At 65.5% G+C, this 13,946-nt stretch carries 13 protein-coding genes; 7 read left to right on the forward strand and 6 right to left on the reverse strand.

All coding sequences use genetic code 11. From position 1 onward, the window contains the following. Nucleotides 1-101 precede the first annotated feature (101 nt). The 4 genes from AB4118_RS25830 to AB4118_RS25845 form a co-directional block, all read right to left on the reverse strand. Nucleotides 102-1,538 (reverse strand): homospermidine synthase, encoded by a 1,437-nt coding sequence (locus AB4118_RS25830; protein WP_441492427.1) that lies wholly within the window; start codon nt 1,536-1,538, stop codon nt 102-104. 168 nt (nt 1,539-1,706) lie between these two features. After that, nucleotides 1,707-2,234, reverse strand: coding sequence for a GNAT family N-acetyltransferase (locus tag AB4118_RS25835; protein ID WP_441492428.1), 528 nt, complete (start codon nt 2,232-2,234; stop codon nt 1,707-1,709). 117 nt (nt 2,235-2,351) lie between these two features. After that, the gene (locus tag AB4118_RS25840; protein WP_069878757.1) at nt 2,352-3,497 is read right to left on the reverse strand and encodes a type III PLP-dependent enzyme; all 1,146 of its coding nucleotides are present in this window, start codon (nt 3,495-3,497) and stop codon (nt 2,352-2,354) included. Between the two features lie 584 nt (nt 3,498-4,081). After that, entirely contained in the window at nt 4,082-4,639 is a 558-nt protein-coding gene (locus AB4118_RS25845) for a glyoxalase superfamily protein (protein ID WP_441492429.1), read from the reverse strand. A gap of 295 nt (nt 4,640-4,934) precedes the next feature. On the opposite strand from AB4118_RS25845, the gene AB4118_RS25850 reads away from it, so the two are divergent. Further along, entirely contained in the window at nt 4,935-6,524 is a 1,590-nt protein-coding gene (locus AB4118_RS25850; RefSeq protein WP_441492430.1) for an OpgD/OpgG family glucan biosynthesis protein, read from the forward strand. A gap of 9 nt (nt 6,525-6,533) precedes the next feature. Here AB4118_RS25850 and AB4118_RS25855 read toward each other — a convergent pair whose 3' ends face one another. Further along, nucleotides 6,534-6,917: a RidA family protein gene (locus tag AB4118_RS25855; protein WP_441492431.1), complete on the reverse strand. Its 384-nt coding sequence runs from the start codon at nt 6,915-6,917 to the stop codon at nt 6,534-6,536. A 173-nt stretch (nt 6,918-7,090) separates the two neighbouring features. Between AB4118_RS25855 and AB4118_RS25860 the strand changes: the two genes are divergently transcribed. Next, nucleotides 7,091-7,786, forward strand: a complete 696-nt coding sequence (locus tag AB4118_RS25860) for an AprI/Inh family metalloprotease inhibitor (protein ID WP_441492432.1) — start codon at nt 7,091-7,093, stop codon at nt 7,784-7,786. Between the two features lie 21 nt (nt 7,787-7,807). Here the strand turns inward: AB4118_RS25860 and AB4118_RS25865 are convergent, their stop codons facing one another. Then, the gene (locus AB4118_RS25865; protein ID WP_441492433.1) at nt 7,808-8,425 is read right to left on the reverse strand and encodes a GNAT family N-acetyltransferase; all 618 of its coding nucleotides are present in this window, start codon (nt 8,423-8,425) and stop codon (nt 7,808-7,810) included. Nucleotides 8,426-8,659: 234 nt separating this feature from the next. Here AB4118_RS25865 and zapE point away from each other — a divergent pair, with 234 nt between their 5' ends. The 5 genes from zapE to sucD all read left to right on the forward strand — a co-directional run bounded on the left by zapE (nt 8,660) and on the right by sucD (nt 13,870). Then, nucleotides 8,660-9,859, forward strand: coding sequence for a cell division protein ZapE (zapE, locus tag AB4118_RS25870; protein WP_441492434.1), 1,200 nt, complete (start codon nt 8,660-8,662; stop codon nt 9,857-9,859). A 13-nt stretch (nt 9,860-9,872) separates the two neighbouring features. Next, on the forward strand, nt 9,873-10,472 hold the full coding sequence (locus AB4118_RS25875) for a TetR/AcrR family transcriptional regulator (RefSeq protein WP_441492435.1): 600 nt from the start codon (nt 9,873-9,875) through the stop codon (nt 10,470-10,472). A gap of 261 nt (nt 10,473-10,733) precedes the next feature. Further along, nucleotides 10,734-11,696 carry a malate dehydrogenase gene (gene mdh, locus AB4118_RS25880; RefSeq protein ID WP_043241858.1) on the forward strand — a complete coding sequence of 321 codons (963 nt, stop codon included), beginning with the start codon at nt 10,734-10,736 and terminating at the stop codon, nt 11,694-11,696. An 83-nt stretch (nt 11,697-11,779) separates the two neighbouring features. Further along, complete coding sequence (gene sucC / locus AB4118_RS25885) at nt 11,780-12,976, forward strand: ADP-forming succinate--CoA ligase subunit beta (protein WP_441492436.1); 1,197 nt, start codon at nt 11,780-11,782, stop codon at nt 12,974-12,976. A 9-nt stretch (nt 12,977-12,985) separates the two neighbouring features. Next, nucleotides 12,986-13,870 carry a succinate--CoA ligase subunit alpha gene (gene sucD / locus AB4118_RS25890; protein WP_069878765.1) on the forward strand — a complete coding sequence of 295 codons (885 nt, stop codon included), beginning with the start codon at nt 12,986-12,988 and terminating at the stop codon, nt 13,868-13,870. The last annotated feature ends 76 nt before the right edge of the window (nt 13,871-13,946 follow it).

Below are 13,946 nucleotides of genomic sequence, written 5' to 3' on the forward strand. Positions count from 1 at the left end.
TGGCGGGCCTTTCTGTTTGGTGCGTGCTGCCTTGCTTCAGGCGGTGCAACGGGGGCCGGAGACCCTCGGGCCGGTGCGAGGCGTCCCGAGGATGGTAGGCGTCAGCGGACCAGAATGTTCCGGAACTGCCAGGGATCGCTGGTGTCGATATCCTCCGGGAAGAAGCCCGGGCGGCCCTGCAGCGGCGTCCAGTCGGTATAGGTCCCGACCACCGGGCCGAGATAGGGCAACTGCACTTCCAGGCAGCGACGGAAATCGAGCTCATCGGATTCGACGATGCCGGCCTTCGGGTTCTCCAGCGCCCAGACCATGCCGGCAAGCACGGCGGAGGTCACCTGGAGGCCCGTGGCGTTCTGATAAGGCGCAATCCGGCGGGTCTCTTCCACGGAGAGCTGCGAGCCGAACCAGTAGGCATTCTTGCCGTGGCCATAGAGCAGTACGCCGAGTTCGTCGATGCCATCGACGATTTCGCTCTCCTCGAGGATGTGCTGCTTCTCCTGCACCTTGCCGGCGCTACCGAACATCTCATGCAACGAAAGCACGGCGTCATTGGCGGGGTGATAAGCATAGTGGCAGGTCGGCCGATAGGCCGGGTTGCCGGCCTCGTCGCGTACGGTGAAGTAATCGGAGAGCGAGATCGCCTCGTTATGCGTCACCAGGAAGCCGTATTGCGGGCCGGGCGTCGGGCACCAGCTCCGCACGCGCGTCTCGGCCCCGGCCTGGAGCAGATAGATCGCCGACTGGCAGCCAGCCTCATGCGTGCGACCGTTCTCTGGCATCCAGCGCTCATGCGTGCCCCAGCCGAGCTCCGCCGGCTGCTGGCCTTCCGAGACGAAACCCTCGACCGACCAGGTGTTGACGAAGACATCGCGCGGCTTGGGATGCTTGGCACGCTGGGTGTCGCGCTCGGCGATATGGATACCCTTGACGCCAACCTGCTGCATCAGGGCGCCCCATTCGGCGCGGTTCTTCGGTTCGGGGGTCTGGAGGCCGAGATCGGCCGCGACGTTGAGCAGGCCCTGCTTGACGAACCATGAGACCATGCCGGGATTGGCGCCGCAGCAGGAGACCGCCGTGGTGGTGCCGGCCGGACGCGCGCGCTTGGCAGCCATGGTGGCTTCGCGCAGCGCATAGTTCGAGCGGGCCTCGGGACCCTTGCTGTGGTCGAAATAGAAGCCGAGCCAAGGCTCGTTGACGGTGTCGATATAGAGTGCGCCAAGCTCGGAGCAGAATTGCATGATGTCGAGCGAGCCGGTGTCGACCGACAGGTTGACGCAGAAGCCCTGGCCACCGCCTTCGGTGAGAAGCGGCTGCAGCAGGCTCTTGTAGTTCTCGGGGGTCACCGCTTCCTGGATGAAGCGGATGCCGCGCTCGTCGAGGAGGGCACGGTTGGTGTCATGCGGGTCGATGACGACGAAGCGGCTGCGGTCGTATTCGAAATGCCGCTCGATCAACGGCAGTGTTCCGCGTCCGATGGAGCCGAACCCGATCATTACGATCGGTCCGGTGATGGTGCCGTGGACGGGCCAATGAGTCATGATGTTTCCTTGGTTGGGGTGGAACGGGGGTAAATCTTTCGCGGGCTCGTATGGAGAGCGGCCGCGCTCGTCAATCCGGAACGCCATTTTTGCGCCGCCAGGGTCGATTTCGACCCCGACGACGCTGAAGACAACCCGGTGCGGATGACGCCGCGGTGACGCTCGCGATCAGGCTGCGAGCGCCGCGGCAGGCAGGGGCTCGATCAGGCGCCCCGTTGCGGACAGGACGCCGGCGGCGCCCGCGAGCGCGCCGGGGCGCAGTTCGAGGCCGAGGAAGCGCTCGCGCTCGACCGGGCCGGGCATGGCAAGATCGCGCATCGGCTCGGCCGAGAAGCCAAACCGAGCGTAATAGGGCGCATCGCCGACCAGCAGCACAGCGCCGTGGCCATGGCAGGCGGCGCGCCAGATCGCCTCGCGCATCATCGTCTTGCCGAGCCCTTCGCCGTGCAGATCCGGGGAGACGGCGAGCGGCCCGAGCAGCAGCGCATCATGGCCGCCGGCATCGATGTTCCAGAGCCTGACGGTTGCCACGACTGCGCCGTCGCGCTCCGCGACAAGCGCCAGCCCGGCGGCCGGCATCCGGCCTTCACGCAGGCGTTCGCTGGTCTTGGCGAAACGGCGCTCGCCGAAGCAACGGTCGAGCAGGGCCTCACGGGCCTGGATGTCGAACGCGGTTTCCTCGCGGATCGTGATCATGACGCACCTCCGGCCGGAGCGCCTGCGCAAGAGCGCAGATCTTCCCGGCGCCGCGCGCGAACGCGGCCAAACAGAATGATTTGGGGGGCGGCTCCGGCAGGTGCCGGAGCCAGAACGTCAGATGACGTATTGCTTCAGCGGCGGGAAGCCGTTGAAGGCGACGGCCGAATAGGTCGTCGTATAAGCACCGGTGCCCTCGATCAGCACGCGATCGCCGATCTCCAGGCTGAACGGCAGCATGTACGGGGTCTTCTCGTACATGACGTCGACCGAGTCGCAGGTCGGGCCGGCCAGGACGCTCGGCACGGTCGCGTCACCGTCGCGCGGGGTGCGGATCGGATAGCGGATCGCCTCGTCCATGGTCTCGGCGAGACCGCTGAACTTGCCGATGTCGAGATAGACCCAGCGAACCTGATCGTCCTCGCTCTTCTTCGAGACAAGCACGACCTCGGCCTCGATCATGCCGGCTTCGCCGACCATGCCGCGGCCCGGCTCGATGATCGTCTCCGGAAGCTGGTTGCCGAAATGCTTCGACAGCGCCCGGAAGATCGCATCGCCATAGGCCGGAACGCCCGGGATCGGACGCAGGTAGCGCGCCGGGAAGCCACCGCCGAGATTGACCATCGACAGCGACATGCCACGGGTGGCGCATTCCTTGAACACCGCCGAGGCCGAGGCCAGGGCGGAATCCCAGGCGTTCACATTCGCCTGCTGCGAGCCGACATGGAACGAGATGCCATAGGCGCCCAGGCCAAGACGATGGCCATGCTCAAGCACGTCCGCGGCCATTTCGGGCACGCAGCCGAACTTGCGCGAGAGCGGCCAGTCGGCGCCGGCGCCGTCGCAGAGGATGCGGCAGAAAATGCGCGCGTCCTTGACCGCGGTGAGGGCGGCGGAACGGGCGATCTTGTCGACCTCGGCTACGCAATCGACGGCGAACAGGCGCACGCCGAGCTCCATGGCGCGCGCGACGTCGCGCTCCTTCTTGATCGTGTTGCCATAGGAGATGCGGTCAGCGGTGGCGCCGGCCGCGAGAGCGAGCTCGATCTCGACGACCGAGGCGCAATCGAAGCAGGAGCCGAGCTTGGCCAGCAGGGCAAGCACCTCCGGTGCCGGGTTCGCCTTCACGGCGTAGAAGACGCGCGTGTCGGGAAGGGCCCGGGAGAAGGCACGATAATTCTCGCGCACGACATCGAGATCGATGACGACGCAGGGACCGTCTTCACGGCGGTTACGCAGAAATTCACGGATGCGCTCGGTCATCGGCGCGACTCCCCTACGGCGCAAGCGGCGCCGATACGACGTATCGCCGGGTGAGTCGTTCGCAGGTCACGGCGCGATGGAGACGCCGAGAACAGCGGACGAAACGTCCGGACCCGAAACACCGTCGATTGGGGACCCCCCGCACGGCCGGCAATGAAGGACAAGCCTCTTCGGTGTTGACCTGTGGAAAGCCAACGAGACCAAAAAAGCCCGCTCCGTCGTTGCTTTAAGCTGCGTCCCCCGTGGAGATTCGGGGTTTGCCGGTTTCGCCTCCGGCTGCTGGTCGCTGTTCGGGAGCGGCTCTCTTGCGAGAACCGGGAGCGTGATTTGAGGGGATATCCATCCCCCTCCATCCGTTTCCCATCCCTGGCGGCTGTCCGGCCTCTTGTCCGAATGCCCACCGACCAGCACGCGGCCACAGGCACGTGCGAATTGGGTAAGCCGCATATACGAACTGCGGCCCCCCTCTACAAGTTCTTTTTGACCTCGGGGTTCGGTTTTTTCGCCGAACGCGCGAGGCAGAAGCGCGCCGGGCTGGTCGACGGGCGCGCAATCGCAGGTATCGAGGCTGATCGAGCCTCAATCTAGACCCGCTTCTCGCAAAAGCGGATGCGGTTCCCAAATGGGTCCGGCACCTCCAGCGTGCGACCGCCCGCGCCATTTTCCTGGATACCGGGTTTCGAGAAGGGATAGCGCTTGCCGATCAGTTCGGCGCGATAGGCGTCCACGCCCTGCATCCAGACGAAGACGGTCGACCCTGGGCTGGCGTCGCCATGATGCTCGGAGAGGTGAAGTTGCAGGCCCGAGCGTGAAACCTGCATATAGATCGGGAATTCAGGTCCGTAGCGGTGGTCCCAATCCATGCTGAAGCCGAGGAAGCCGAGATAGAACTCCTTGGCTTTCTCCAGGTCGAAGATCCGCAGGATCGGGATACCCATATTCAGGGTCACGCCTGTCTGGTCGGTGCCGGCGGCCGGGCGGGCTTCTGCCTCGCCGATTTTCGCCGCGAGGATGTTCCAGTCGTCATAGCCGAACTGCCGGGCGATGATTTCGAGCGCCTGGGCGTGTGAAAGCGCGGTCTGCGGAGCCACGGCTTCGCGCAGGGCCTTGGCCATCAGTTTCGCATCGCGATAGGTGCGCATGGTCACAATCCTTCTCGATGGTGGACGAAGCGGCCAGGGCTCGCATTGCTGGAAGCGTCCACCGGATCGATCGGGATCGGGACGGAAGCGGGATGCATTCACCATGCCCTGGGAGGGCGCGAGCGGCGGGCTGCATCCGGCCCGGGGCGAAACGTAGAAAACAGGGCGATCGGCTGTCAACATCGTGCGTGCCGGAGATGCGCCGCCGCTGCGCCCTAGACCGGCCCCATTTCATCGCCTAAGTCGTTGGCGAGATGCGCCTTCGGGCGCAAACGCGACGGGGCTTCCTCGAATCATGATCGTATCCAATCGCCGCCAGATCCTGGCCGGCCTTTCCGCCGCCTTGAGCTTTTCCGTGGCGCCCGCCGCGCTGCTCGCGCAGCAGCCGGAGACGCAGCCGGCTCCGGCCCCGACCCCACCGCAGCCGCGCTTCGGCTTCGAGGACGTGGTGCGCCGGGCTCGCGAGATCGCGGCCGCGCCCTATGAGCCTGGTCCGACCCTGCCGGAACCGTTGTCGCGTCTCGATTTCGACGCCTGGCGCGATATCCGCTTCCGCCCCGAGCGGGCGCTGCTGGCGCCGACCGGTTCGGGTTTCCGGATGCAGATGTTCCATCCCGGCTTCCTGTTCACGCGCCCGGTGACCGTGAACATCGTGCGCGACGGCGTACCGACACCGGTGCCTTATTCGTCGAACCTGTTCGACTATGGCCGGATCAAGTTCGAGAAGCCGCTGCCGGTCAATCTCGGCTTTGCCGGCTTCCGCCTGCATTATCCGCTCAACGATCCGCGCATTTTCGACGAGCTGATCTCCTTCATCGGCGCCAGCTATTTCCGGGTGCTCGGCCGCGAGCAGCGTTACGGGCTTTCGGCGCGCGGCCTGGCCATCGGTGCCGGCGTGCCCGGAGGCGAGGAGTTCCCTGTCTTCCGCGAGTTCTGGGTGGAGGCACCGAGCGCGGGCGCCGAGCGCGTCACGGTCTATGCGCTTCTCGATTCAGCCTCGGTATCGGGCGCCTACCAGTTCCATATCTATCCGGATGTCGACAGCGTGGTCGATATCAGCGTCGCGCTGTTCCCGCGCAAGACGATCGAAAAGCTCGGCCTCGCGCCGCTGACCTCGATGTTCTTCACCGGCGAGAACGACCGGCGCTTCCATGACGATTTCCGGACCGAGCTGCATGATTCCGACGGCCTGATGGTGCACTCGCGCACCGGCGAATGGATCTGGCGGCCCTTGCGCAATCCGCGGCAGCAGGCGGTTTCCTCCTTCGTCGAAAGCAATGTGCGCGGCTTCGGGCTGATGCAGCGCGACCGTGTCTTCGAGCACTATCAGGATCTCGATCTCAGCTACGAGCTCAGGCCGTCCTACTGGATCGAGCCCCAGGGCGACTGGGGCGAGGGCGTGGTCGAGCTGATCGAGCTGCCGACCGGCGACGAGACCAATGACAATATCGTCGCGCTCTGGGCACCCAAGGCCGCGCTCGAGGCCGGCCGCGAGTTCCGCTTCGGCTACAAGCTGACCGCGCTGCTCGACTCCAGCGACCTCCACCCCGGCGGCCGCGTGATCAACACCTACCAGGCGAAGCCGAAGGCGCTCGGCTCGGGCGAGCCCGTCACCGATGGCGCGCGCCGCTTCATCGTCGATTTCGCCGGCGGCGATCTCGACTATCACCTGAAGCAGCCGGAGAAGGTCGAGATCGTGCCGTCGATCGCCTATGGCCGGATCAACCGTGCCTTTATCGTGCCCAACCCGAAGACCGAAGGTTTCCGCGCCTTCATCGACATCGTCGTCGAGCCCGGGCAACTCGCAGAGATGCGTGCCTTCCTGAAGAGCGGCGACAAAACGCTGACGGAGACCTGGAGCTATCCGTGGCGTGCCGAGGCCTGATCGCTCGGATCAGGCTGCTGCGGCCACGACCTCGATCTCGACCTTGAACTCTGGCAGCGTGAAGCCGGAGACGATCATCAGGGTGGAGGCCGGAGGCGGCGTGCCGACATGAGCGTCACGCGATTCCATATAGGGCTTCATATACGCCCGGTCGGTGACATAGGCATTGATCCGCACGATATCGGCGAGCGTCATGCCGGCTTCGCCGAGGATCTTGGCGATGTTGGCGAAGCAGAGATCGGCCTGAGCCCGTGCATCTTCGGGAATGCTGCCATCGGCCGTGATGCCGAGCTGCCCGGAGCAGAAGACGAGGCGCTGCCCGCCGGGCAGTTCGGCTCCATGGCTATAGCGGGCGAAGGGCGGGCGGATCGAGGGCGGGTTGAGCGGCTTCATGCTGGTTCTCCAAAGCTGCCGGATTATGCCGCGCCGGGCACCCAAGAACCAAATGCCCCGTGGCGGAGTTGATCAGTTCCGGTATTTGGGGGATTGAGGTGCTCATGCCACGTTCATTGCGCAGGCCTAGGCTTGCGAATCAGCTGAGCCAACGAGACGGGAATAGGCACCGCATGACGACCGTGACCGCGACACGACATCGCTTCTTCAAGGCCGCCTGCCTGCTGCCCTTCCTTGCGCTCACGGCCTGCGCGGGGTCGCAGCGTTTCAACGGGCCGGGACCCGGCTTTTCCGGTGGGCCGGGCTACGGCCAGCCTCAGCTGCAATCGGCTCCGCCGATCAGCTCTGCTCCCGTGACGTCGCAGCCCTTGCCGCCGCCGGGCGGATATCCGGCCGCCTCCGCGCCTTCGTCGCCGGGAGCCCTGCCTCCGCCGCAGGATCCGTTCTTCGATCCCAATGCAGGACGGCCGCAACCGCAGAGCGCGCCGCCTGTCGCCGGGGCAACCGAGATTCCGCAACTCAGAGGCGGCAGCGGCCAGGTTGCGACGCTGGGCCAGAGCGCGGCACCCGCCCGCAGCACGGGATCTTCGCGCGACAGCGTCATCGGGAGCTGGACCGCGCGCGAGGCGACGGGCAGTTCCTGCCGGATCCAGCTGTCGAGCACGCCGGCTCTCGATCTCTACCGCGCCAATGCGGCAGGCTGCGCCAATCGTGACCTGCAGAAGGTCAATGCCTGGGACTATCGCGACGGCGAGGTCTATCTCTACCAGCCCGGCGGCACGGTAGTCGCGCGTTTGCGTGCCGGGGACAGCGGCAGCATGAACGGCGCCGTCACCAAATCCGGCGCCGCCCTCTCGCTCAACCGCTGAGGCGGGCCTGCTCGTCGCGCCTCATGGGCGCGACGACGATCTCGCGAAAAAGGCCGGGCGCCAGAACCGGCGCTGCAGCGACAGCGCCAGAGTGGCAAAGCCCTTGGCATTGTCGAAGGCTTCGTCGAGGACGGTGAAAGGCGTCGGCCCGCCGGTGGCGATCGTCCCCTCGACATCGTTGTAGCCGCCAATCAGCTCGGCCTCGAACTTGCGCGCCAGCCGGCGCATGGCAGCGTTCTCGGGCAGGCAGGTCATGTAGAGCGTGCGAATGCCGCGATTGCGCGAGGCCGTGATCAGCCGCGTGAACAGCGCTTCGCCGATGCCTTGCCGGCGCCAGGCCTTCTCGACGCTGAACGCGGCTTCGCCCGTCTGGGTGACGATGTCTTCCAGGCCGCGCAGTTCGGCCGCGCCGCGGACCTTTCCGTCCTCGATATAGGCATAGACCAGCCCGCCGACGCCGAAGGTGGTCTCAGCGTAATTGACGAGAAAATCGTCGTTGACGGCCGTGCCAAAGCGCTCGCGACGCGTAAGCACGTCCAAGCGCAGCAGATGATCGATGAAGAGGGTGCGTTCCGCAGGCCAGAGCCGGCGAATTTCACCCTGGCCGGACATTGCGCCGGCCTTTGTCGAACGAGCCAATTGTCTTCTCCTGTCACAGCGCCAAGTCGCGCTACCGTCCAGGAGGCGTTCGTCCCTAGAGCTCGGGTCGGAAGATGCGCCCCCAATCTGGGAATGCAAGAGGCGAAGCTGTGGCAAATTTGGGCGGGAGCGCGGATATTTCGCCCAATCTGCCCCGATCTGCGGCCCATGCCTAAGCGTGCATCAGCCAGCAGGCTTGCGGTTGCGCCGAGCCTGGCTTAACCCGGGCAGCCGATGCTGTCCCGCCCGCAGGCCATGCCCGCCACCATCTCCGAACGCTATGTCGCCATGGTCGAGGCCGGCGTCATCGAGCGCGATGCGGCGCAATTCGCCGTGGTGAAGCGGCTCGAGGCGTTGTCGGAGACGCTCGCCTCACGCCAACTGGCCAGAAAGAGCAGTGCGCTCGGCTGGCTGTTCGGCAAGCGGCAGGCGTCGGCCAATGGCATCAAGGGCCTCTACATCTGGGGTTCGGTTGGCCGCGGCAAGACCATGCTGATGGACATGTTCTACGACTCGGCGCCGGTTACGGCCCGCAGGCGCGTGCATTTCCATTCCTTCCTGGCCGATGTCCATGCGCGCATCCACGCCTACCGCCAGCGCCTGAAGGCGGGCGAGGTCAAGGAGCCCGACCCGATCAGTCCCGTCGCAGCCGAGCTCGCCGAAGAGGCGACGCTGCTCTGCTTCGACGAATTCACCGTCACCGATATCGCCGATGCGATGATTCTGGGGCGCTTGTTCACGGCGCTCTTCGCGGCCGGCGTGGTGGTGGTCGCAACCTCGAATGTCGAGCCGTCGCGTCTGTATGAGGGCGGGCTCAACCGAGCGCTGTTCCTGCCCTTCATCGCATTGCTGACCGAGAAGGTCGATGTGCTGCGTCTCGATGCCCGCACCGACTTCCGGCTGGAGAAGCTTGGCGGCGCACCGACCTATCATGTGCCTGCCGATGCAACGGCCAGGGCCGCGCTCGACAAGGCTTTTCTGACTCTGAGCGGGGTCGCCCATGGGCAGCCGCTCGTCCTGTCCGTCAAGGGGCATGAGCTGCGCGTGCCGGAAGCGGCCGGCGGCGTCGCGCGCGCCGGTTTCAGGGATCTCTGCGCCGAGGCCTATGGCGCCTCGGATTATCTCGAGCTGGCGGAGCGCTTCCATACGCTGATGATCGAAGGCATTCCGGTGATGGACGAGACGCAGCGCAACGAGGCGAAGCGCTTCATCATCCTGATCGACACGCTCTATGAGCTCCATGTGAAGCTGATCGCGTCGGCGCAGGCCGAGCCGCACGAACTCTACATCGCCACGAGCGGTCGCGAGGCGTTCGAGTTCGACCGTACGGTCTCGCGGCTGATCGAGATGCGCTCCGGCGATTACCTGGCCTTGCCGCATGGCCGTGCCGATTCCGCCGCCAGCGGCGACACGACCGGCCTGGTCGAGACTTGAGAAGCGTCGCCGCATGCCGACGCGCGAGCCGAGCGAAACCCGCATCCTCACCGTCGCCAGCGAGCATCTGCGCCTGCACGGGCTGAAGCGCTTCACCGTCGTGGCGGTCGCCGAAGAAGCCGGCATGACGCATGCCAATGTCTATCGCTATTTCCCGTCGCGGGCCGCGCTCGTCGACGCCGTGGTCGATGTCTGGCTCAAGGCGACGGAGCGCAGCCTCGCCGACATCGCCGACGGACCAGACCCCGCCCATGACAAGCTGGAGCGGCTGATCCTGGCTCTGGCCAAGGCCAATCGCGACCTGCTGCTGGAGGACCGGCATCTGTTCGCCGCGTTGTCGCAGGCTGTCGCCGGGCGTCATGCGATCAGCCGTCGCAACCGCACCCGGGTGAGGGCGCTGTTCGAGCGGGTCATCGACGAGGGCATCGGCTCGGGCGCCTTCGAACCGCGCGATCGCGACAGGGCGATCGCCTTCGTCATCGATGCCACGCATCGCTTCATTCACCCTGCTGCGCTGGCGCTCGACGCGGATGTGCCGCAGGCTTCGGTAGACCTTCGGTTGGCGACGCTGATCAGGGTCATCCTGCGCGTGCTGGCGACGGGCATCGTCTGAAAAATCTGGCTACAAATTACATTTTTTGTAATTTGTAATCGGAAATTTGCCGGCCTTATTCCTGCCTCGCGCGAGGCGTGCATTGCGCAAGACATTGATTTGACGGCGAGAAAGGTGAAGGCTGTTTTCCAGGGCGCGTGCGCTCCAGCCCGACCGTGATCGCCATAAGACGACTTGCAGCAAAAGGCCTGTTTGGGCCAAAGAAACCCACGGTTTCGCCGGGTCTCCGGCATCTCGCAGCGCAAGCACAAGGACTAGGCTATGGCCCGCAAGAAGATCGCCCTCATCGGCGCCGGCCAGATCGGCGGCACGCTCGCCCATCTCGCCGGGCTCAAGGAACTCGGCGACGTCGTGCTGTTCGACATCGCCGAAGGCATCCCGCAGGGCAAAGGCCTCGACATTGCCGAGTCATCCCCGGTCGACGGCTTCGACGCCGGCTACAAGGGCACCCAGTCCTATGAGGACATCAAGGGCGCCGATGTCGTCATCGTCACCGCCGGCGTGCCGCGCAAGCCCGGCATGAGCCGCGACGACCTGATCGGCATCAACCTCAAGGTGATGAAGTCGGTCGGCGAGGGCATCAAGCAATATGCGCCGAAGGCCTTCGTGATCTGCATCACCAACCCGCTCGACGCGATGGTCTGGGCCCTGCAGAAGTTCTCGGGCCTGAAGCCCAACATGATCTGCGGCATGGCCGGCGTGCTCGACTCGGCCCGTTTCCGCCATTTCCTGGCTGAAGAGTTCCAGGTCTCGGTCAAGGACGTCTCGGCCTTCGTGCTCGGCGGCCATGGCGACGACATGGTGCCGCTGGTGCGCTATTCCGGCGTCGCCGGCATCCCGCTGCCCGATCTCGTCAAGATGAAGTGGACGACGCAGGAGCGTCTGGACGCCATCGTCGAGCGCACCCGCAAGGGCGGCGGCGAGATCGTCAACCTGCTCAAGACCGGCTCGGCCTTCTACGCTCCGGCGGCCTCGGCCATCGCGATGGCCGAGAGCTACCTCAAGGACCAGAAGCGCGTCCTGCCGGCGGCTGCCGCGTTGAAGGGCCAGTACGGCGTGCGCGACATGTTCGTCGGCGTTCCCGTGGTCATCGGCGCCAAGGGCGTCGAGAAGGTCGTGAAGATCCGTCTCAACAAGGCGGAGCAGGAAATGCTCTCGAAGTCGGTGGCTTCGGTGCAGGGCCTGATCGACGCCTGCAAGTCCATCGATTCGTCATTGGCGTGAGATAGAGCGAAGGGCGTGCGGCAGTCTCGCTGCTGCGCGCCCTTCCATTCGCCCTCGCCAGCGCACGCAAGGAATTCGAGCACATGAACATCCACGAATATCAAGGCAAGGCGGTCCTCAAGGAGTACGGCGCGCCCGTCTCCGCCGGCTTCCCGGCCCTTACGGTGGCGGAAGCCGTCGAGGCCGCCAAGAAGCTCCCGGGCCCGCTCTATGTCGTGAAGAGCCAGATCCATGCGGGTGGTCGCGGCAAGGGCAAGTTCAAGGAACTGCCGGCCGATGCGAAGGGGGGCGTGCGTCTCGCCAAGTCGATCGAAGAGGTCGAGTCCCATGCCAAGGAAATGCTCGGCAACACGCTCGTGACGGCCCAGACCGGCCCGGCCGGCAAGCAGGTCAACCGCCTCTATATCGAGGACGGCTCGGACATCGAGAAGGAGTTCTACCTTTCGGCCCTGGTCGACCGCGAGACCTCGCGCGTTGCCTTCGTGGTTTCGACCGAAGGCGGCATGGACATCGAGGCTGTCGCCCATGACACGCCCGAGAAGATCCTGACCTTCTCGGTCGATCCCGCGACCGGCATCATGCCGCATCACGGCCGCACCGTTGCCAAGGCGCTGGGTCTCACCGGCGACCTCGCCAAGCAGGCCGAGAAGGTCATCGCCCAGATCTATGCCGCCTTCGTCGGCAAGGACATGGCGATGCTCGAGATCAACCCGCTGATCGTGACGACGCAGGGCCAGCTCAAGTGCCTCGACGCCAAGGTCTCGTTCGATTCCAACTCGCTCTACCGTCACCCCGAGGTGATGACGCTGCGCGACGAGACCGAAGAGGATGCCAAGGAGATCGAGGCGTCCAAGTATGACCTCGCCTATATCGCGCTCGACGGCACGATCGGCTGCATGGTCAACGGGGCGGGCCTCGCCATGGCGACGCTCGACATCATCAAGCTCTACGGCGAGGAGCCGGCGAACTTCCTCGATGTCGGCGGCGGCGCCTCGGAAGAGAAGGTCACTGCAGCCTTCAAGATCATCACCGCCGACCCGCAGGTGAAGGGCATCCTGGTCAACATCTTCGGCGGCATCATGAAGTGCGACGTCATCGCGCGCGGCGTCATCGCCGCCGTGAAGGCGGTCGGCCTCCAGGTCCCGCTGGTGGTGCGCCTCGAGGGCACGAATGTCGAGGAAGGCAAGGAGATCATCCGGACCTCCGGCCTCAATGTCATCCCGGCGGACGACCTCGACGATGCGGCACAGAAGATCGTCGCTGCGGTCAAGAAGGCTTGAGGAAAAACAATGTCCATCCTGATCGACAAGAACACCAAGGTCATCTGCCAGGGCTTCACCGGCAAGAACGGCACCTTCCACTCCGAGCAGGCGATCGCCTATGGCACGCAGATGGTCGGCGGCACCTCGCCCGGTAAGGGCGGTGCGCTGCATCTCGGCCTGCCGGTCTTCGACACCGTCGCCGAGGCGCGTGACGCGACCGGGGCCGATGCCTCCGTCGTCTATGTGCCGCCTCCGGGCGCAGCGGACGCGATCTGCGAGGCGATCGACGCCGAGATCCCGCTGATCATCTGCATCACCGAGGGCATCCCGGTGCTCGACATGGTGCGGGTCAAGCGTTCGCTTTCCGGCTCGAAGTCGCGCCTGATCGGGCCGAATTGCCCGGGCGTCGTCACCGCCGGCCAGAGCAAGATCGGCATCATGCCGGCCAATATCTTCAAGCCCGGCTCGGTCGGCATCGTCTCGCGCTCCGGCACGCTGACCTATGAGGCCGTGTTCCAGACCACCCGCGAGGGTCTCGGTCAGACCACTGCCGTCGGCATCGGCGGCGACCCGGTCAAGGGCACCGAGTTCATCGACATGCTCGAGATGTTCCTGGCCGACCCCAAGACCGAGTCGATCGTCATGATCGGCGAGATCGGCGGCTCGGCGGAAGAGGACGCCGCGCAGTTCATCAAGGACGAGGCCAAGCGCGGCCGCAAGAAGCCGATGGTCGGCTTCATCGCCGGCCGCACGGCTCCTCCCGGCCGCCGCATGGGCCATGCCGGCGCGATCATCTCCGGCGGCAAGGGCGGCGCGGAAGACAAGATCGCCGCGATGGAAGCGGCCGGTATCCGGGTCTCGCCTTCGCCGGCTCGCCTCGGAAAGACCTTGGTCGACGTGTTGAAGGGCTGAACGCCCACGCGATGAGATGGCCGGGCCAGCCCGGCCATCTTACTTAAGACGCAATGACGGCATGAGACGCTCCGGG

Origin of the sequence: Allobosea sp. 2RAB26, from assembly GCF_052115465.1 — a bacterium.
GTDB lineage: Bacteria > Pseudomonadota > Alphaproteobacteria > Rhizobiales > Beijerinckiaceae > Allobosea.